At 72.3% G+C, this 18895-nt stretch carries 20 protein-coding genes; 9 read left to right on the top strand and 11 right to left on the bottom strand.

Features of this window, described 5'->3' with window-relative positions; translation table 11 throughout:
- Positions 1–301 precede the first annotated feature (301 nt).
- Entirely contained in the window at positions 302–1495 is a 1194-nt protein-coding gene (locus C4T78_RS07685) for an FAD-dependent monooxygenase (protein WP_093356440.1), read from the top strand.
- A 59-nt stretch (positions 1496–1554) separates the two neighbouring features.
- Here C4T78_RS07685 and C4T78_RS07680 read toward each other — a convergent pair whose 3' ends face one another.
- From C4T78_RS07680 to C4T78_RS07670, 4 genes are all read right to left on the bottom strand, one after another.
- The gene (locus C4T78_RS07680) at positions 1555–3429 is read right to left on the bottom strand and encodes an ABC transporter ATP-binding protein (protein WP_093356441.1); all 1875 of its coding nucleotides are present in this window, start codon (positions 3427–3429) and stop codon (positions 1555–1557) included.
- A gap of 90 nt (positions 3430–3519) precedes the next feature.
- Complete coding sequence (locus C4T78_RS36320; protein WP_177247719.1) at positions 3520–3693, bottom strand: hypothetical protein; 174 nt, start codon at positions 3691–3693, stop codon at positions 3520–3522.
- 567 nt (positions 3694–4260) lie between these two features.
- Positions 4261–4446 carry a hypothetical protein gene (locus C4T78_RS07675; protein ID WP_093356600.1) on the bottom strand — a complete coding sequence of 62 codons (186 nt, stop codon included), beginning with the start codon at positions 4444–4446 and terminating at the stop codon, positions 4261–4263.
- A 47-nt stretch (positions 4447–4493) separates the two neighbouring features.
- Positions 4494–5336 carry an IclR family transcriptional regulator gene (locus C4T78_RS07670; protein WP_093356444.1) on the bottom strand — a complete coding sequence of 281 codons (843 nt, stop codon included), beginning with the start codon at positions 5334–5336 and terminating at the stop codon, positions 4494–4496.
- Positions 5337–5478: 142 nt separating this feature from the next.
- Here C4T78_RS07670 and C4T78_RS07665 point away from each other — a divergent pair, with 142 nt between their 5' ends.
- The 3 genes from C4T78_RS07665 (at position 5479) to C4T78_RS07655 (ending at position 8497) form a co-directional block, all read left to right on the top strand.
- Positions 5479–6429, top strand: coding sequence for a DUF1177 domain-containing protein (locus tag C4T78_RS07665; RefSeq protein WP_093145747.1), 951 nt, complete (start codon positions 5479–5481; stop codon positions 6427–6429).
- Between the two features lie 161 nt (positions 6430–6590).
- Positions 6591–7361 carry an enoyl-CoA hydratase-related protein gene (locus tag C4T78_RS07660; RefSeq protein ID WP_093356445.1) on the top strand — a complete coding sequence of 257 codons (771 nt, stop codon included), beginning with the start codon at positions 6591–6593 and terminating at the stop codon, positions 7359–7361.
- A gap of 53 nt (positions 7362–7414) precedes the next feature.
- On the top strand, positions 7415–8497 hold the full coding sequence (locus C4T78_RS07655) for a VIT1/CCC1 transporter family protein (protein WP_093356601.1): 1083 nt from the start codon (positions 7415–7417) through the stop codon (positions 8495–8497).
- On the opposite strand, the gene C4T78_RS07650 is transcribed toward C4T78_RS07655, so the two are convergent.
- Positions 8498–8827: a GNAT family N-acetyltransferase gene (locus C4T78_RS07650; RefSeq protein WP_235863733.1), complete on the bottom strand. Its 330-nt coding sequence runs from the start codon at positions 8825–8827 to the stop codon at positions 8498–8500.
- Between the two features lie 73 nt (positions 8828–8900).
- Between C4T78_RS07650 and C4T78_RS07645 the strand changes: the two genes are divergently transcribed.
- Together C4T78_RS07645 and C4T78_RS07640 are read left to right on the top strand one after the other, a co-directional pair.
- Positions 8901–9899, top strand: coding sequence for a pirin family protein (locus C4T78_RS07645; RefSeq protein ID WP_093356449.1), 999 nt, complete (start codon positions 8901–8903; stop codon positions 9897–9899).
- A gap of 108 nt (positions 9900–10007) precedes the next feature.
- Positions 10008–11393: an amidase gene (locus C4T78_RS07640; protein WP_093356451.1), complete on the top strand. Its 1386-nt coding sequence runs from the start codon at positions 10008–10010 to the stop codon at positions 11391–11393.
- On the opposite strand, the gene C4T78_RS07635 is transcribed toward C4T78_RS07640, so the two are convergent.
- Positions 11394–12380 (bottom strand): threo-3-hydroxy-L-aspartate ammonia-lyase, encoded by a 987-nt coding sequence (locus C4T78_RS07635; protein ID WP_258958331.1) that lies wholly within the window; start codon positions 12378–12380, stop codon positions 11394–11396.
- Positions 12381–12463: 83 nt separating this feature from the next.
- On the bottom strand, positions 12464–13108 hold the full coding sequence (locus C4T78_RS07630; protein ID WP_093356454.1) for a TetR family transcriptional regulator: 645 nt from the start codon (positions 13106–13108) through the stop codon (positions 12464–12466).
- A 114-nt stretch (positions 13109–13222) separates the two neighbouring features.
- On the opposite strand from C4T78_RS07630, the gene C4T78_RS07625 reads away from it, so the two are divergent.
- Positions 13223–14227 (top strand): NADP-dependent oxidoreductase, encoded by a 1005-nt coding sequence (locus tag C4T78_RS07625; RefSeq protein ID WP_093356456.1) that lies wholly within the window; start codon positions 13223–13225, stop codon positions 14225–14227.
- Between the two features lies 1 nt (position 14228).
- Here the strand turns inward: C4T78_RS07625 and C4T78_RS07620 are convergent, their stop codons facing one another.
- The 4 genes from C4T78_RS07620 to C4T78_RS36315 form a co-directional block, all read right to left on the bottom strand.
- The gene (locus tag C4T78_RS07620) at positions 14229–14993 is read right to left on the bottom strand and encodes a TetR/AcrR family transcriptional regulator (RefSeq protein WP_093356457.1); all 765 of its coding nucleotides are present in this window, start codon (positions 14991–14993) and stop codon (positions 14229–14231) included.
- A 93-nt stretch (positions 14994–15086) separates the two neighbouring features.
- Positions 15087–15887 (bottom strand): SDR family oxidoreductase, encoded by an 801-nt coding sequence (locus C4T78_RS07615; protein WP_093356459.1) that lies wholly within the window; start codon positions 15885–15887, stop codon positions 15087–15089.
- Between the two features lie 53 nt (positions 15888–15940).
- Complete coding sequence (locus tag C4T78_RS07610) at positions 15941–16486, bottom strand: hypothetical protein (RefSeq protein ID WP_143185979.1); 546 nt, start codon at positions 16484–16486, stop codon at positions 15941–15943.
- Between the two features lie 266 nt (positions 16487–16752).
- On the bottom strand, positions 16753–16917 hold the full coding sequence (locus C4T78_RS36315) for a hypothetical protein (protein ID WP_177247720.1): 165 nt from the start codon (positions 16915–16917) through the stop codon (positions 16753–16755).
- A gap of 190 nt (positions 16918–17107) precedes the next feature.
- Here C4T78_RS36315 and C4T78_RS07605 point away from each other — a divergent pair, with 190 nt between their 5' ends.
- A complete protein-coding gene (locus C4T78_RS07605) occupies positions 17108–17491 on the top strand; it encodes a DUF5313 family protein (protein ID WP_093356462.1) in 384 nt (127 codons plus the stop codon).
- A gap of 6 nt (positions 17492–17497) precedes the next feature.
- Positions 17498–18889 (top strand): NAD(P)/FAD-dependent oxidoreductase, encoded by a 1392-nt coding sequence (locus C4T78_RS07600; protein WP_093356464.1) that lies wholly within the window; start codon positions 17498–17500, stop codon positions 18887–18889.
- Positions 18890–18895 lie beyond the last annotated feature (6 nt).

Raw genomic sequence — 18895 nt, 5'->3', positions numbered from 1 at the left:
TGGCTGGGCGAAACGACGATGCGCGGCTACGAGCGTACTGCTTCGGCAAGCCGCGAGCAGCCGAACGGGTGTCCGGGTCCTGGTCGGCGACCGCCGCAAGACGGGATTTCCGCTTCGGGCGGCGACCGCGACGCCCGGCCGGCACCGCTGCGCGCAACTGAGCCCAACCCCTCGACCCGGCGCAGGTGCGACCATGCGGGCTGCGGGGTACAACGAGGACGTATCGACTTCTCACGCGGACATTGGCGCTCCGCCCGGACCGCCTGCGCAGCTGGCCGCCTGTCGTCCAGGAGGTGCTGCTGTGAAAATCGTGTGCATCGGGGCCGGTCCCGGGGGCTTGTACTTCGCCATCTCGGCGAAGCTGCGCGACGCCGGCCACGACATCACCGTGATCGAACGGGACCCGCCCGGTGCCACCTACGGCTGGGGGGTCGTCTACTGGGAGGACCTGCTGGACACGCTCTACCGCAACGACCGGGAGAGCGCGCGCCGCATCCGCGCCGAGTCCACGCTCTGGCAGGAGCAGGTCGTCGCGCTGCACAACACCGACAAGGCCTACCTCGGCGGCTACGGCTACAGCGTCAACCGGGCGCCGCTGCTGGCGATCCTGGCCGAGCGGGCGGCCGAGCTGGGCGTGCGGTTCCAGTACGAGACAGCGGTGGACGACCTGGCAGAGTTCGCCGACGCGGACCTGGTGGTGGTCGCCGACGGGGCCAACAGCCGCACCCGGCAGCGCTACCAGGAGCAGTTCGGCACCCGGATCGACCACGGGAACAACCCCTACATCTGGCTGGGCACGGAGCGGGTGTTCGACAAGTTCACCTTCGACTTCGAGCAGACCCCGGCGGGCTGGATCTGGTTCCACGCCTATCCCTCCGCCGCGGGCATCAGCACGTTCATCGTGGAGTGCACGGAGCAGACCTGGCGGGGACTGGGCCTGGACCGGCTCGGCGACGCCGAGACCCGGCAGCTGCTCGAGCAGATCTTCGCCGCGCCGCTGCGCGGCCGCCCGCTGATCAGCCAGTCGCGCGGGAAACCGGCGTCGTGGCAGCGCTTCACCCAGGTCTTCAACGAGACCTGGCGCTACGACAACGCGGTGCTGATCGGGGATGCCGCGCACACCACGCACTTCACGCTGGGATCCGGCACCAAGCTGGCCATCATCGACGCGATCGTGCTCGCGCAGAACCTCTACGACCAGCCCGAAACCGCCTTGGCGGTCAAGGAGTTCGACGAGGCGGGTCACACGGCGCTGCGGGACGCGCAGATCGCGGCGCGCAGCAGCATGGCGTGGTTCGAGCGGGCCGACCGCTACACCGACCGAGGTGCCGTGGAGTTCTGCTACGCGATGGCGGGCAGGCACGGCATCCAGCGCCCCTGGCAGTACCAGCGCTACCTGGTGCAGCAGAACCTGTTGGCGCGCAAGTCGGTGCGGCTGCTCGGCACCGGCCAGCGGTGGCTGCGGGCCCGCCGCCGCGGCGAGCCCTGGCGCTGACCGGCCGACGAACTGCCCCTCCGCCCGGAAACGGGTGGAGGGGCAGTTGCCTGCCGGGTTCAGTTCGGCAGCTGCCCGTCGACCGGCCGGGGCGGTACCACCTGCTGCTCGGGCACCGCGTGCCCCCGCTCCGGGTGGTGCAGCCGGTAGAGGTGGGCGTAGCCGTTGTTGTTGGCGAGCAGCTCCTCGTGCGTGCCCGCCTCGGTGATCCGGCCGCGGTCCAGGTAGACGATCTGCTGCGCGTCGCGGACGGTCAGCAGGTTGTGCGAGATCACGATGGTCGTGCGCCCGGCCATCAACCGGCGCAGCGGCGCGAGGATCCGCTGCGTCGCGTCGGCGTCCAGGCTGGTCGTCGGCTCGTCGAGCAGCAGGATCGGCGCGTCGCGGATCATCGCGCGGGCGATGGCGATGCGCTGCCGCTGCCCGCCGGAGAGCAGCCGGCCGCGCTGCCCGACCCGCGTTTCGTAGCCCTCCGGCAGGGTTTGGATGAACTCGTGGGCGTCGGCGGCCTCGGCGGCCTCGACCAGCTGGCGCTCATCGGCGTCCGGGCGGCCGGCCAGGATGTTGTCCGCGATGGTGCCGTCCAGCAGCAGCGTTTCCTGCAGCACGATCGCGATGTTGGCGCGCAGTTCGGCGATGTCCAGCTGCCGCAGGTCGACGCCGTCGAGCAGGATGCGGCCCCGCTCCGGGTCGTAGAAGCGCAGCAGCAGCTTGGTCAGCGTCGACTTGCCCGCACCGCTGGCGCCGACCACCGCGGTGGTCTGGCCGGGTGGCGCGCAGAAGCTCACGCTGTGCAGCACGTCGGTGCTGGTGCCGGGATAGCGGAAGTCGACGCGGTCGACGTCGATGCGGCCGGTGACCCGCCGCAGCGGCACCGGGTCCGGCGGGCTCTGCACCAGCGGCTTCTGGTCGAGCAGCTCGATGATGCGCTCGGCGCTGGCGGATGCGGAGAACACCCGGTTGACGAGCTGGCCGAGGCTCTGCACCGGCGTGTAGAGCTGCGAGAGGTAGATCAGGAACGCCAGCAGCCCGCCGAGGCTGATCCGCCCGGCCGACAGCTCCAGGATCCCGACCCCGACGATGGCCAGCACGCCGAAGACCTGCATCAGGTCGGTCAACGGCCCGAACAGCGCCCCGATGCGGGCGGCGGAGAGCTCGGCGACGACGTTGCCGCGGCTCTGCCGGGCGAAGCGGCCGACTTCGGCCTCCTCGCGGCCGTAGGCCTGGATCAGCGACGCGTTGCCGAGGCTCTCCTCGGCCACGGTGCTGATCGAGCCGCTGCGCCCGCGCTCCTCCCGGGCGGCGTCCTTGATGCGGCGGGCGAAGAACTTGGCCACCAGCCAGAACAGCGGGACCGACACCAGCGCCACGAGTGCCAGCCGCCAGTCGAGGTAGAACAGCACACCGCCGAACAGGAGGATCTTGACCACCGAGGAGAAGGTCTGGGCGACGCCGGAGAGCACCAGCGACTCGATGGCGCCGACGTCGTCGGTGAGCCGGGACAGGGTGTCGCCGATGCGCCTGCGGTCGAAGAACCCGACCGACAGCGTGTGCAGGTGCGCGAAGACCCTGGTGCGCATCCGGTGCAGGAAGTTCTCGCCGATCCACACCGCGAGGTACTGCCCGCAGAAGTCGAGCACCCCGGACAGCAGCGTGAGCACCGCGTAGGCGCCCGCCACCATCGGGAACACGGCGAAGTTCTGCGGTGTCAGCACATCGTCGATGAGCACTTTGAACAGCCAGATCGCCGCGGTGTCCAGCAGCGGCGAGATCAGCACGAGCAGCAGGCTGAGCAGCAGCCAGCCGCGGAACGGCCTGGCATCCGGCCAGAACCGCTTGATGACCGCCCGCACGCGCAGCACCGGCGCGTGCTCGACGAGCCCCTCGGTGTCGCGCTCCGCAGGCCGGAACAGCCAGTTCACCAACCCCGGCAACCGCCTCACCCCCAGGCAGAGGCGTGGCTCCCGCTCCGGGGGAGCGGGAGCCACGCGAATCGGATGGATGGAACGTCGGTCAGGGCCCGGTCAGCAGTCCCAGCCGCCCCAGCCCCAGCCCCAGCCGGAGCCGCCCCAGCCCCAGCCGCCCCAGTGGCCGCCGCCCCAGCCCCAGCCGGAGCCCCAGCCCCAGCCGGAGCCCCAGCCCCAGCCGTGGCGGTTGCCGCGGAAGCCGTCGAACCTGAACGTGTCCTTGATCTGCATTCCGATCACTCTTTTCCCAGTCGATGCACGTCGCTTTGCCGGACCGTCGTGCAATCCGGCGTGCGCTTGCACGCGATGCGAGGTGAATTCAGCTGGCACCGTGAGCCGCATTCCGGGCGGAATCGATCTGGGCCCTGGATCGAACTGCCGCTCGGTGGGAGCTTCGGGCTCGCGGCCCGTTTGCGGAATTCGCCCCTCGCGTCGGGTCACTTCGCGGGGCGAACCGGTCTTCCCCAGTTCCCGTCGTCCTAGGACGCCGGGCATTTCGCTTTCCTCGACGTGACCGCCTCCCACACTAAGACGTCGAGTGGTGCAGGACAAGCTGACCCCGGCAATGCGTCGACGGATTTTTTCGCCTGCTCGCGGCGTACTGGAGCGCACCGTCGGAAGAAACGGGTACTTGGTCCCTGGATTTTCGCGCGGACCGTTTTCCGGGAGTGCGAATGGGGTAATAAGCGCCGCTGATCGTTTATGCGGGTGCGCCTTTTCGCGCGCGCGGAGATCAGTTCGGAATGCGCCGTTGAGGAGTGGCGCGCAGCGGCATCGGTGAAGAATTTTCCGATTTCGTCAGCTGCTGTGGAAAAGGTGCTGGAAGAAGGTCGTCAGCGAGGTGAACACGGTGCTGACCGCGGTGATCACCAGATCCCACGCGGCTTGCACGGCGGTGGCGGCACCGACCGGATCGCGGACCAGCAGGAACCCGCAGACGACGACCACCAGCACCACGACCGCGATCACCGGCTTGCGGTTCATCGCCATCAGCCTCCCCGTCTGACCACCAGCGCAGCGACGCGAAAACCCTACCGGGCGGAGCTCGGCGAGGCCGCACCAGACTCCGCGACGGCGCGTCGCGCCCGCATCGGCCGGGTCAGGCGCCACCCGATCCGGGTGCTGAGCTCCCGCAGCCGCTCCGCCCAGTCGGCCGGATCGTGCTCGTGCTGGTCGGTCTGCCAGCCCACGCTGACGCTCCCGTAGGGCTCATCGCGCAGGAACACCGGTGCGGCCAGCGTCGCCACCCCGACGTCGTACTCGCCGACGGTGAAGGCCCAGCCCGCCTCCCTGACCTCGGCGAACTGCCGCTCCAGCAGGGCAAGGTCGGTCACCGTCCGGTCGGTGAAGCGGGCCAGCGGCCGGTCGGTGAAGATCCGGGCCCGCGCGTCCGCGGGCAGGAAGGCGTAGAAGGCCTTGCTCGTGGCGCCGGCGTGCGCGGGGTAGAGCTCGTTGGTCAGCGGGTAGTCGCGCAACCTCCCGTCGGCGCCCTCGGCGACCACCACGCAGCGCATGTGCGCGCTGTCGGGCAGTGCCAGCAGCACGCTGTGCCCGGTGTCGGCGGCGAGCTCCGCCAGCAGTGGCCGCACCAGCAGGTCCAGCGCCCCCGCCCGGTCCCACATCCGGCCCAGGTGCAGCGCGGCCGGTCCGATCCGGTAGCGGCGGTTGGCGTCGTTGCGCACCAGGAACCCGCGGTGGGCCAGCGTGGCCAGCAGCCGCTGCGCGACCGAGGTGTGCAGCCCGAACTCGGTGGCGATCTCGGTCACACCCCGTTCCGGGTGCGCGCGGTCGAAGGCCAGCAGGACCTGCAGCGCCCGGTCGGCGGTCTGCGGCAGCCCGGGAGGCGTGCGGCGGTCGGTTCCGAAGTCGCGCATTGCCCCATTGTGCGAATAGCGGGATTTCCTTGCCCAGCGGTCCCGGCGCCGCGCACGGTGGTCGCCGAGGGGCCGCCCGTTCCCGGCGGTCACCAGCGAATCCGGCCGCACCGCTCGGCCCCGGCTCCGGAGGAAACCGCGGATGCTCAAGTACGTCCTGGACGTGGTGGACCTGCTCGACTCGCCGGAGGTGACCGGCGCCGACGTGGCCGGATACCTGGAGCGCGCGGCTGGCGAGCCCGGGCTGGTCACCAGCACCACGGTGCGCGGCGAGCGCGGCAGCACCGACTTCGTCCAGGTCCGGGTGCCCGGCACCCGGGGCCGCGCGGCGGGCGGTGACGCCCCGACGCTGGGCGTGGTGGGCAGGCTCGGCGGTATCGGCGCCCGCCCCGAGGTCACGGGCTTCGTCTCCGACGGCGACGGCGCCGCGGCGGCGATCTCGGCCGCGGCGAAGCTGCTGACCATGCGCGCCCGCGGTGACCGGCTGCCCGGCGACGTCGTGATCAGCACTCACGTGTGCCCGGACGCCCCCACCCGCCCGCACGAACCGGTGCCGTTCATGGACTCGCCGGTGGGCATCGCCACCATGAACGCCCACGAGGTCGGCGAGGAGATGGACGCCGTGCTGTCCATCGACACCACCAAGGGCAACCGGATCATCAACCACCGCGGCCTGGCGCTGTCGCCGACGGTCAAGCAGGGCTGGGTGCTGCGCGTGGCCGACCGGCTGGGCACGCTGCTGGAGACCGTCACCGGGGAACCGCTGGTGACCTACCCGGTGACCACTCAGGACATCACGCCCTACGGCAACGGCGTCTACCACATCAACTCGATCCTGCAGCCCGCCACCGCGACCGACGCACCGGTGGTCGGCCTGGCGATCGTCGCGGCGACCGCGGTGCCCGGCTGCGCCACGGGTGCCAGCCACGAGACCGACATCGCCGCCGCGGCCCGCTACGCGGTCGAGGTGGCCAAGGAGTTCGGCGCCGGGCAGCTGGCCTTCCACGACCAGGCCGAGTTCGACCACCTCGTCGCCCGTTACGGCTCGATGGCCCACCTGCAGACGATGGGAGCGCTGCCCGCCGAGCAGTGACGGCGGGCCCCCGCTCGTGCGAGGCTCGGCGTCGACGACGTGGTTCTGAGGGGTTGAACGTGCGGCGCGGCCGCATGCGGTGCGGGAGTCAGCTCGCACCGCTACCGGCAGCGCAGCGCAGATCGACCGCTGGGAACTCTCCTCCGGTCGAAGGAGCGCCGATGGAACACCAGCACGTGCTGTCCGAGCAGGACGGTGACACCGTCCGCATCACCATGAACCGGCCGGATCGGCGCAACTCGCTGTCGGTCGCGCACCTCACCGAGCTGGAGCAGGCCTTCGAAGCGGCCGCCGCGACGAAGGCGACCGGGATCGTGCTGGCCGGTGCCGGGCCGGTGTTCAGCTCCGGCCACGACTTCGGCGACATGGCCGAACGGGACCTGGCCGGGATGCGCGAGATGCTGCGGCGGTGCGAATCGCTGATGCGCACCATCCACGCCGTCCCGCAGGTGGTGATCGCGCGCGTGCACGCGCTGGCGATGGCGGCAGGCTGCCAGCTGGTCGCCTCCTGCGACCTGGCGGTGGCCGCCGAGTCCGCCGGTTTCGCGCTGCCCGGCGGCAAGGGCGGCTGGTTCTGCCACACCCCTGCGGTGCCGGTGGCGCGGTCCATCGGGCGAAAGCGGTTGATGGAGCTCGCGCTCACCGGCGACCCGATCGACGCCCCGACGGCCGAGCGCTGGGGCCTGGTCAACCGCGTGGTGCCCGATGCCGAGCTCGATGCCGCGGTGGACGATCTGCTGGCGCGCGCCACGCGGGGCAGCAGGCACGCGAAGGCGGTGGGCAAGCAGACCATCTACGCCCAGCTCGACCGGCCCGAGGCCGATGCGTACGCGATCGCCACCGAGGTGATGGCCGCGACGTCGCAGTCACCGGACGCGCGCGAGCAGATGCGGGCGTTCCTGGAGAAGCGCAAGCCCGACTTCGGCGGCTGAGCTCGACCGCGCGTCGACTGGTGGCCGCGGTGATCGGCTGCGAGGCTTGGCGCGTGCGTGAGAGCGGAAGATCGCCGAAGGCGGATGCGAGGTCGGTGCGCCGCTGGCGGCGACTGCTCGCCGACGAGCGCGAGGAGGCCGCGGTCTACCGGGAGCTGGCGGCCCGCCGCTGCGGTGAGGAGCGCGAGATCCTGCTCGGGCTGGCCGAAGCCGAGGAGCGCCACGCCGCGCACTGGGAGGAACTGCTCGGCGACGAGGCCGGCCCCAAGCGCCGCGGCCAGTTCCGGATGCGGCTGCTGGTGTTCCTTGCCCGCCGCTTCGGCTCGGTCTTCGTGCTGGCCCTGGCGCAGCGCGCGGAAAGCCGCTCGCCGTACGGCTCGGACCGCGACGCCTCGGCGGCGATGGCCGCCGACGAGCGGATCCACGAGGAGGTCGTGCGCGCACTCGCCGCCCGCGGCCGCGCCCGGGTGTCGGGAACGTTCCGCGCGGCGGTGTTCGGCGCGAACGACGGCCTGGTCAGCAACCTGGCTCTCGTGCTCGGCGTGATCGGCGGGAACGTGCCCACCGGGACGGTGCTGCTGACGGGCCTGGCCGGGCTGCTCGCGGGTGCGCTGTCGATGGGCGCGGGGGAGTACATCTCGGTGCGTTCCCAGCGGGAACTGCTGGCCGCGGCCTCGCCGAACCCGGAAACGCGCGCCGTGGTGCCCTACCTCGACGTCGACGCCAACGAGCTGGCGCTGGTCTACCGCGCCAGGGGCATGTCCGCCGAAGAGGCGCAGCGCCGGGCCGATGCGCTGCTGCGCGACCCGAAACCGCCGGTGCCCGCCCCGGAGACGCCCGCCGACGACCACGAGATCGTCGGCACCGGCATGAAGGCGGCCGTCTCCAGCTTCGCCTTCTTCGCCTCCGGCGCCCTGGTGCCGGTGCTGCCGTTCCTCTTCGGCATGTCCGGCGGGTGGGCGGTGCTGGTGGCGGTGGTGCTGGTCGGGCTCGCGCTGATGCTCACCGGGGCGACGGTCGGCGTGCTCTCGGGTGCCGCGCCGCTGCCCCGCGCGCTGCGGCAGCTCGGCATCGGCGCGGGAGCGGCGGCCGCGACCTACGTGCTCGGCCTGATCTTCGGCGCCACCGTCGGCTGATCACTCCGAAGTGGACTGCTCGAGCTCGAACTTGGCGCGCTTGTCGGCCGGTACCAGGTCGAGGTAGTCGGCGTGGGTGCTGATCCAGCGGCGCACGAACGGGCAGTACGGCAGCACCGCGAGACCGCGTTCGCGAGCCGAGTCCAGGGCCGCGCGGACCAGCTGGCCGCCCATTCCGCGGCCGCCGAAGGCCGCGTCGATCTCGGTGTGCACGAACGCGATCGAGCTGGGCCGCAGCTTGTACTCGGCGAATCCGGCGAGCTCGCCGTCGGCGTGGATCTCGAACCGCTCGGCGTCCGGGTTGTCGACGACCTCGGGCTGGTCGGTCACGTTCGGTCTCCTCGGCTTCGGCAGCTGGCCGGGTCGATTGTGCCCCATTCGTGGTGTGGGGGAAGCTGACCGGGTGAGCAATGTGGAACAGGACCCGGCCGAGCTGCGCTGCGGCGGTGTGACCACCGCCGCCGAACCGGAGGCCGAACTGCTGGAACCGCGCACCGTCCCGCTGGGCGGGCCGCGGGCGATGATGGTCGGCCGGACGCTGCCCAACCGCGACCGGCGGATGGTCGGAGCCTGGTGCTTCGCCGACTTCTACGGCCCGGCCGACATCGCGGGCCAGCCGGGCATGCAGGTCCCGCCGCACCCGCACACCGGCCTGCAGACGGTCAGCTGGCTGCTCGACGGCGAGGTGCTGCACCGCGACAGCCTGGGCAACGAGCAGCTGGTGCGGCCGGGCGAGCTGAACCTGATGACCGCGGGCCGCGGCATCTCCCACTCCGAGGAGTCCCCGGCCGGGCACGGCCCGGTGCTGCACGGCGCGCAGCTGTGGGTCGCGCTGCCCGGCGAGCAGCGAGACGTCGCACCGCACTTCGAGCACCACGGCGACCTCCCGGTGGAGGTCTCGCCGGAGGGCTCGGTGACCGTGCTGATGGGCGAGCTGGCCGGAGCGGTCTCGCCGGCGCGCACCTACACACCGCTGATGGGCGCCGAGGTGTCGATCAGCGCGGGCCGTGAGCTGCGCCTGCCGCTGGAGGCCGACTTCGAGCACGCCGTGCTGGCGATGTCCGACGACCTCTCCGTGGACGGACGGCCGGTCGGCGTCGGCGAGATGCTCTACCTCGGGCGGGGCCGCGGGCAGGTCGAGCTCGGTTCCGATGGGCCCGGCCGGGCGCTGCTGCTCGGCGGTGTGCCGTTCGAGGAGCAGATCGTCATGTGGTGGAACTTCGTCGGACGCTCGCACGAGGAGGTCGCCCAGGCGCGCGAGGACTGGGAGCGGGGACGTACCTCCGGCGCGCCGGACGGCCGTTTCGGCGTCGTGCACGGCTACGCGGAGCCCGCGCTGGCCGCGCCCGCGCTGCCCAACGCCGAGCTGCGCGCTCGCGGTCGGACGCGCAAGCCGAGCTGATCTGTCAACCGGCGAAGTGCGCGGTGTCCACACCCGGCGCGGACACCTTGCCAACTTTCCCCGCGGCGACCGGTGACCGAGACTCGGCCGTGAGCGAGGGAGAGTGGGATGGCGGAACTGGCCGATCTCTCGGCGGTGGACCTGGTCGCGGCTTACCGGGCGGGGGAGACCTCGCCGGTGGAAGCCCTCGACGCCGTTCTGGAGCGCGTCGAGGCCTGGGAACCGAAGCTGTGCGCGACCTACGCGCTGGACGCGGAAGCCGCGCGCGCGGCTTCCGCGGCCGCGCAGCGGCGCTGGCTCGACGGAACACCGGCCGGGCCGGTCGACGGTGTTCCGGTGACGGTGAAGGAGAACATCGCCACCAGGGGAACCCCGGTGCCGCAGGGCACGGCGGCGACCGAGCTGATCCCGGCGCGGGAGGACGCACCGGCCGCCGCACGCCTGCGGGAGAGCGGCGCGGTGATCTTCGCCAAGACCACCATGCCCGACTACGGCATGCTGTCCTCCGGCGTGTCCAGCTTCCACCGGCCGGCGAGGAACCCGTGGGATCTCGGCCGCACACCGGGCGGTTCGAGTGCCGGGGCAGGTGCCGCCGCCGCGGCCGGGTACGGGCCGCTGCACGTGGGCACCGACATCGGCGGCTCGATCCGGCTGCCCGCCGGGTGGTGCGGGGTGGTCGGCCTCAAACCGAGCTTCGGCCGCATCCCGGTCGCCCCGCCCTACCCGGGCCGCGTGGTCGGGCCCATGACCCGCACGGTCACCGACACCGCGCTGCTGTCCTCGGTGCTGGCCGCACCCGACGCCCGCGACCACACCGCGCTGCCACCGGGAGGTGTCGACTGGTTGCGGCTGGACGGCGAGGTGCGCGGGCTGCGCATCGCTCTGCTGCTGGACCACCGCGTGGGCCTGCCCGTCGAGCCGGTGGTCACCGCCGCGGTCGCCGCCGCGGGCCAGGTGCTGGAATCGGCCGGCGCGTCGGTCGAGCCGATCGACCCGTTCCTGTCCCGCGAGATGCTCGACGGCATGGACCTGTTCTGGCGCTTCCGGTCCTGGACGGACATCTCGGCACTGCCCGCCGAGCGCCGCGAGCTGGTGCTGCCGGAGATCGCGCAGTGGGCGTCGAGCGCGCGCGATGCCACGGCGGCCCAGGTGTTCCACGGCTTCAACCAGATGGACGCGATCTCGGTGGCGGCCAACCGGGTCGTCCGCGACTTCGACTACGTGCTGTCGCCGGTCGCGCCGATTCCGGCGTTCCCGGCGGAGCAGACCCACCCGACCGGTGACCCGCTGCGCGGCATGGAGCACATCGCGTTCACCCTGCCCTACAACATGTCCGGGCAGCCCGCGGTGTCGGTCAACTGCGGCTGGACCCCGGACGGCCTGCCGATCGGCCTGCAGATCGCCGGCCGGCGCTTCGACGACGTCGGCGTGCTCCGCCTGGCCCGGGCCTACGAGCAGCTGCGCCCGGCGCAGCTCTCCTGGCCGCGGGCGTGATCAGCCCAGCAGCTCGGCGAAGCGCTCGACCCCGACGTTGCCACCGGAGACCACCACGCCCACCCGGGACGCCGCGCTGATCCGCCCGGCGAGCAGCGCCGCGATGCCGACCGCGCCGCTGGGCTCGACCACCAGCTTCAGCCGCTCGAAGGCCAGCCGCATCGCAGCCCGGATCTCGTCGTCGGTGACCACCGCGATCTCGTCGACCAGCCGCTGGTTCACCGCGAACGTCAGCTCGCCCGGCGTGCCCACGGCCAGTCCGTCGGCGATGGTGCGCGACACCGGCACCGACACCCGCTCACCGGCCGCGAGCGATCGCCGGGTGTCGTCGGCGGTGTCGGGTTCCACGCCGATGACGCGGACGTCCGGGTGCAGTGCCTTGGCCGCGGTCGCGCACCCGGCCACCAGCCCGCCGCCGCTGACCGGTACCACGAGTGCGTCCAGCGGCCCGGTCTCGGCCAGCAGCTCCAGCACGGCGGTGCCCTGCCCGGCCATCACGTGCGGGTGCTCGTACGGCGGGATCAACGCCAGCCCGCGCTCCTCGGCGAGCTTGCCCGCGAGCTCCGCGCGGTCGGCGGTGTAGCGGTCGAAGGTGATCACCTCCGCGCCGTAGCCGCGGGTGGCGGCGAGCTTGGCCGCCGGGGCGTCCGCGGGCATCAGGATCACCGCGGTCGTGCCCAGCAACCGGGAGGCCAGGGCGACGGCCTGCGCGTGGTTGCCCGACGAGTACGCCACGACACCGCGCCGCAGCTGCTCCGGGCTCAGCCGGGAGATCGCGTTGTAGGCGCCGCGGAACTTGAACGCGCCCATCCGCTGGAAGTTCTCGCACTTGAGGAAGACCTCGGCGCCGACGAGCTCGTCCAGCGTGCTGGAGGTGACGACCGGAGTGCGGTGCGCGATGCCCTCCAGCCGCTCGGCGGCGTCCTGGACATCGGCGAAGCTGACGATCTCGCCCATCTGAACCCTCTCGTGGAAGTGGTCATGCATCAGTCCGGGATCCGGAGCCCAGGCAGGTGCCGAGGTTCCGCTACCGGCACCGCCACGCAAAACGACCCTGGAACGAACTCTAGTCACCAGCGGTGCGGATCCTCGCCCCAGCGCTGCGGGATGCCGGCGGTCGCGAGGTCGATGGCCTGCTCGACGAGCTCGACCATCCGCGCCGGTTCGCGGCTGGGATCGGCGCAGGTTGCCTCCAGGCCGATGCGCAGCGCACCGCACACCGCGGCGACGAGCACTCGCGGCCGCATGTCCTCGGCGGGATCCAGGCCCTGCCGCTTCGCGATCTCGGCGGTCAGCCGCGCTTCGGCGCCGGCGGCCCGCCGGAGGTTGCCGGCCAGCAGCGCGGGCGTCTTGTTGATCAGGTGCTGGGTGACCAGGAACCGCTGGACTCCGGAGTCGGCGGCGGATTCGCGCAGCGCGTCCAGCATCGCGGCGCGCAGCGCCTCCAGCGGCGGGTCCGCGGCGGGCCGGGAGGCCAGGGCGTCCAGCACCAGCTCGTCGAACTCGGTGCCCTTGGCCAGCGCGATGTCCTCCTTGCTCGCGAAGTAGCGGAAGAAGGTGCGCGCGGAGACGTCCACCGCGGCGGCGATCTGGTCCACGCTGGTCGCCTCGTAGCCGTGGGCGAGGAACAGATCCAGGCCCGCGTCGATCAGGGCCGCGCGGGTGCGCTGCTTCTTGCGGGCGCGTAGGCCACCCTGGTCGTTCGGGACGTTCATGCCGCCCATTCTGCCATTGCGGCACGCCGAGACATAAGTCATCGGGCGACAATTGGCAGTGACTGACACTTTCTGTATCGTCGGTGGCGATCCCCGTCTCGTGGAGGAGTAACGATGAGCAAGGGCCTGGAGATCCGCCTCGCGTCGCGCCCGAAGGGCTGGCCGACACCGGAGAACTTCGACGTCGTCGAGGTCGACGTCCCGCAGCCCGGCGACGGCCAGCTGCTGGTGCGCAATCTGGTGATGAGCGTCGATCCGGCGATGCGCGGCCGGATGAACGCGGGCAAGTCCTACGTGCCGCCCTTCGAGGTGGGCAAGGCGCTGCAGGGCGGCGCGGTGGGCGAGGTCGTCGCCTCCAACGCCGAGGGCTTCCAGCCCGGCGACTTCGTGCTGCACTACCTCGGCTGGCGCGACTACGCGGCCTTCGACGCCAAGCACGCCGTCAAGGTCGACCCGCAGGTGGCGCCGCTGAACGCCTACCTCTACGTGCTCGGCATGCCGGGCATGACCTCCTACGTCGGTCTGACCGACATCGCCGAGCAGCGCGAGGGCGACGTGGTGTTCATCTCCGGCGCGGCAGGCGCGGTCGGATCGCTGGCCGGGCAGATCGCCAAGCTGCGCGGCGCGTCCCGGGTGATCGGCAGCGCCGGGTCGGCGGAGAAGGTCCGCTACCTCACCGAGGAGCTCGGCTTCGACGCCGCGTTCAACTACCACGACGGGCCGGTCGTCGAGCAGCTGCGCGCCGCCGCGCCGGACGGCATCGACGTCTACTTCGACAACGTCGGCGGCGAGCACCTGGAAGCGGCGATCGACGTGCTCAACGACTTCGGCCGGGTCGCCGAGTGCGGCATGATCTCGCAGTACAACAACGCCGAGCCGAAGCCGGGCCCGAACAACCTGTTCAAGATCGTTTCCAAGCGGCTGCGGCTGCAGGGCTTCATCGTCATCGACCACGCCGACCGCAAGGACCAGTTCTTCGCGGAGGTCGGCGGCTGGCTGCGCGAGGGCAAGATCAGCTACCGGGAGACCGTGGTCGACGGCCTGCGCAACGCGCCGGAGGCCTTCCTGGGCCTGCTCCGCGGCGAGAACACCGGCAAGATGCTGGTGAAGATCGCCTGACTCACCGCTGCGCGATGAGGGCTTCGATCCCGTCGAGGATGCGCTGCAGGCCGAACTCGAAGGCGTGCTCGGGATCCTGTGCCGAGCCGTGCGCCTCGCCTGCGGCCGAGCCGATGCGGAAAGCGGTCGGGTAGCGCTGCGGGTCCATCAGCTGGCCGAGCAGCGGCGCGTGCGCGCGCCACCACTGCTCGTCGGTCATCCCGCTGCGCTGCTCGACCAGCGTCGCCTCCACCGCGCGCCGGGCGGCCGCCTCGGCGTGGCCGAGCACCAGGCTCAGCGCGGCGTCGACCTCGACGTCGGTGAGGCCGAGCCCGGTGAGCGCGGTCAGCTCGTAGTCGTACTTCGCGATGGCGTTCGGGCCGAGCACGGCGCGGCCGGCCGCGACCTGCAGCATCCACGGGTGGCGGTGGTAGAGCGCCCAGTTCTCCCGCGCGATCCGGGCGACCTGCTCGCGCCAGCCGGCCGTGCCGGGTTCGGGCCGCGCGGTCTCGCCGTAGGCGGTGTCGAGCATGACGTCGATCAGCTCGGCCTTGCCCGGCACGTAGGTGTAGAGCGACATGGTGCCGACACCGAGGTGATCGGCCACCTTGCGCATGGACAGCGCCGAGAGGCCGTCGGTGTCGGCGATCTCGATCCCGGCGCGCACGATCCGGTCCACGCTCAGGTCGGAGCGTCCCCGGCGACCGCTGCTCGGCCCGTCCTGGGTCCGCCACAGCAGCGCCAGGCTGCGCACCGGATCGCCTCCGCCGCCGTACTCGGTCGCCATCGCACCCGCCTCCGCATTCGTCCGGTTGGAATCGTAGGAGGCAGCGGCGGGGCGGCGGGCACGGGCCCACGGGCGTCCGATGTGGACCGTGCATCACCCGGTGGGGTGGGTGCGCAGCCAGTCCGCCCAGGTGATCCGGCCGCGTCGCGCACCGGGGCAGGTCAGGTCGGCGGCGATGCGCCGCAGCCTGCGGGGCGCGGGCAGCTCGATGAGCTTGCGGTGCTTGTCCCGGGCGGCCTGCCAGGTGCGCAGCGCATCGCCGAGCGTCAGCACCTCGGGGCCGCCGAAGTCCTCGCGCCGACCGCCGGGGCCGTTGCCGAGGCACTCGACGAGGTACTCCGCGAAGTCCCGGACGTCCACCGGCTGCGTGGGCAGCGTCGCGGGCAGCGGCAGGAGCGGCAGTCGTGCGGCGCGGTTGAACATCCGGTCCAGCAACCAGTGGAACTGGGTGGCGCGCACCGTGGACCAGGGCAGGTCGGAGACGCTCACCAGTTCCTCGGCGGTGTGCTTGAGCCGCAGGTAGGGCAGCGCCGGCCGGTCCACGCCGACGATGGAGACGTAGAGGAAGTGCCGCACCTCGGCCGCGGTCGCGTCCTCCAGCAACCGGCTGGTGCCGTCGACGTCCACGTCCGGCGGGCTGCGCCAGAGGTCGACCGGGTGCACGAACCCGCGCTGAGCGGCGGGGGAGCAGGTGGCCGCGTGCACCACGGCGGTGGCTCCGGCGACCAGTTCGGGCACGCCCGCACCGGTGGTGAGGTCGCCCTGCACCCACTCCACCTCGGGATCGGTGCCGGGGCGGCGGGTGAGAACACGGACCTGGTGCCCGGGCTTGAGCAGGCGCACCAGCTCGCGCCCGAGGTGTCCGGTTCCACCGGTGATCGCTACGACGTCCATGGCGGCACCTCCTCGGGATCGACTGTCCCACCGGGTGCCGCGGATCGCGACGGCTAACCGCCCAGCAGCGGCCGGGTCAGTCCGTCGATGACCTCGTCGAGGCGGGGCAGCAGGCGCGGGTGCTCGGGCTCGGAGCTGGTCGGCGGCTGCGTCTCCGACGGCGGAGCGGTGGTGGACGTCGGCGCCGACTCGGAGGTCTCGGACGGAGTCGTGGTCGCCACGACGGTCGTCGGCTGCTCCGTCGGCTCGGGGGTCTCGGTCGCCCGCACCGGGGTCGGTGCCGATTCGGCGGTGGGCGTGGGCCGGGTCGTGGTGCGCGGCGGTGCTTCGACGGCCACGGCCACCGGTTCGCGCTCGCGGACGCGCAGGTCCGGCGCGGTCGAGGTGGTCTCGGGCGGCAGCAGCTGGGCGGCCGGTGCCGGGGCCGCGGCCTGCGGGACCGGTGCCGGGGCCGCGGCGGTGCCGTGGTGCGCGCTGCCGACCGCGATCGCCGTGACGAACACCGCGATGGCGTAGCCGAGCAGGCGCGGGGGAGTCGCGCGGTGCCAGGTCTTGGGCTGCACGCGCCGGTGGCGGCCGCGCCCTCGGGTCCGGGGCAACGACGAACTGCCCACTTGTGCTCACCCCACCTGGTCGGCCGACTCGTTCCCACCTTCACCCGAATGGGTGAGGCGCTCGGGTCGCACCATACGTGACCGCTGATCGGCTCCGCCAGCCCCCTTCCAAGATCATCACTGGTCAGCGGGGGTTCGGAGGGGCGATCGGTCGTGCGGTCCGGCCGCCGTCCTCAGTGGACCAGCAAGGAGCGCTGAGACGACGAAGGCCCGGCCGTCGACCGGCCGCGCCGAGGTCCACTTCGGACCGCTCAGCGATGGCTGGGCGTCCGGAAGCCCCGCTTCAACTCCGCCAGCAGGTGCTTCACGTTCCGGCGCTCCGACGAACCCTTCCCGTCGAACGCGTCGGTGAACATCACCGCACCCAGGATCACGACCAACAGCAGCGCCACCACGACCACGAACACGTCACTCACCCCTTCTGCCCTACAACATCGGTCCACGACCTGTTTCGTTACAGGTGGGACGCGATCCGGTCCCCGGTGTGACGCGGATTCCCGGAGCCGATCGGCGGGCCCGCCCGCCCGGTTGTCTAGGATCCAGCGGCGAGCAGGACCGGCCGAACGGGCGGACCGGTCGAACCCCGCGACGACTAGCCTGGAGACCATGGCGACCACTCGACCCAATCCAGCGCAGTGGGTCTGGTACGCCTTCGGCGGCAGGCTGCCGGACCGGTGCGCCGAGTGGGTGCTGCACGACGTCACCTGCAGCACCTGGGTGCTGCGCCACGTCCTGCGCGCGCTGACCCAGCTGGCGCCGTTCTGCCTGCTGGTGCTGCTTCCCGGCCCGCTGGAGATCAGGCTCAGCGCGATCCTGCTGGGCTTGCTGGTCGGCATGTTCTACTCGGTCTGCTACATGGGCGAGACCGCCGAGCACCGCGCCCTCAAGCACGGCTTCCCGCCGGGTGTGGCGCGCGAGACCCGGGAGCTGCGCCGCGACGTGCAGCGCGTCGCCAAGCACGGCGTCGGCTACCGCCCCTGGTGGGAGTAGCGCCGGATGCCGCAGTCCGAGGCCGCGCTGGCCGACGCCGAGATCGCCGTGCTCTGGACCGACCGCGCCGACCGGCCGCCACCGCGCGAACCCCTGACCGGCGCCGACCGGGCTGATCTGGTGGTGGTCGGCGGCGGGTTCACCGGGCTGTGGGCGGCGATCCTGGCCAAGCAGCGCCGCCCCGAGCTCGACGTGCTGCTGCTGGAAGCGCACCGCCTCGGGCACGGCGGCAGCGGCCGCAACGGCGGCTTCCTGTCCGAATCCCTGACGCACGGCCTCGCGCACGGCGCCCTGCACTGGCCCGCCGAGCTGGACCGGCTGGTCGCCCTCGGGCGCGAGAACCTGCTGGCGATCGAGAAGTTCGTCCAGGACCAAGGCATCGACGCCGATCTGAGGCTGTGCGGGAAGACCGCGGTCGCCACCGAGCCGCACGAGGTCGCCGAGCTCAGCGAGGAAGCCGAGCTGTACCGGGAGCACGGGATGACCGCGCGCTTCCTGGGCGCCGGGGGAGTCCGCGCGGACGTCAACTCGCCGACCTACCGCGCGGGAGTGCGGCTGCCCGAAGCCGGTGGCCTGGTCGATCCGGCCCGGCTGACCTGGGGCCTGGCCGACGCGGCGCAACGACTCGGCGTCCGCATCCACGAGATGACCCCGGTGCGCGGACTGCGCGAACGCGGCGGGCAGGTCCGGCTGCGAACGCCGCGCGGGCTGATCCGCGCGGGCAGGGCGCTGCTGGGCACCAACGCGTTCCGCGCTCCACTGCGCACGATCCGCCGCCGGGTGCTGCCGATCTGGGACTACGTGCTGGCGACCGAACCGCTGTCGGCCCAGCAGTGGGCGGAGCTCGGCTGGCGGGACGGCCAGGGCATCACCGACAGCGCGAACCGCTTCCACTACTACCGCCCGACTCCGGACGGCCGGATCCTCTGGGGCGGCTACGACGCGGTGTACTACTTCGGCGGCCGCACGGCTCCGGCGCTGGCCCGCCACGACGCGGCGCACCAGCAGCTGGCGCGGAACTTCTTCCGCACCTTCCCGCAGCTGTCGGGCGTGCGGTTCACCCACCGCTGGGGCGGCGCGATCGACTCCACGACCCGCTTCACGCCGCTGATCGGCCGCACCGGCCGGACCGCCTACGCGGTCGGCTACACCGGCCTCGGCGTGGCCGCGTCGCGCTTCGGCGCGCAGACCGCGCTGGACCTGCTGTGGGACGACGACACCGAGCGAACCCGCCTGGAGCTGGTCCGCCGCCAGCCGCTGCCCTTCCCGCCGGAACCGCTGCGCTGGCCCCTGGTCCAGCTCACCCGCCGCGCGCTGGCGCGCGCCGACGAGAACGCGGGCCGCCGCGGCCGCTGGCTGCGCTACCTCGACCGCCACGGCCTCGGCCTGGGCAGCTGAGGGTTC

The organism is Saccharopolyspora kobensis, from assembly GCF_900108315.1.
Lineage (GTDB): Bacteria > Actinomycetota > Actinomycetes > Mycobacteriales > Pseudonocardiaceae > Saccharopolyspora > Saccharopolyspora kobensis.
This window is presented reverse-complemented; position numbering and strand designations above follow the sequence as displayed.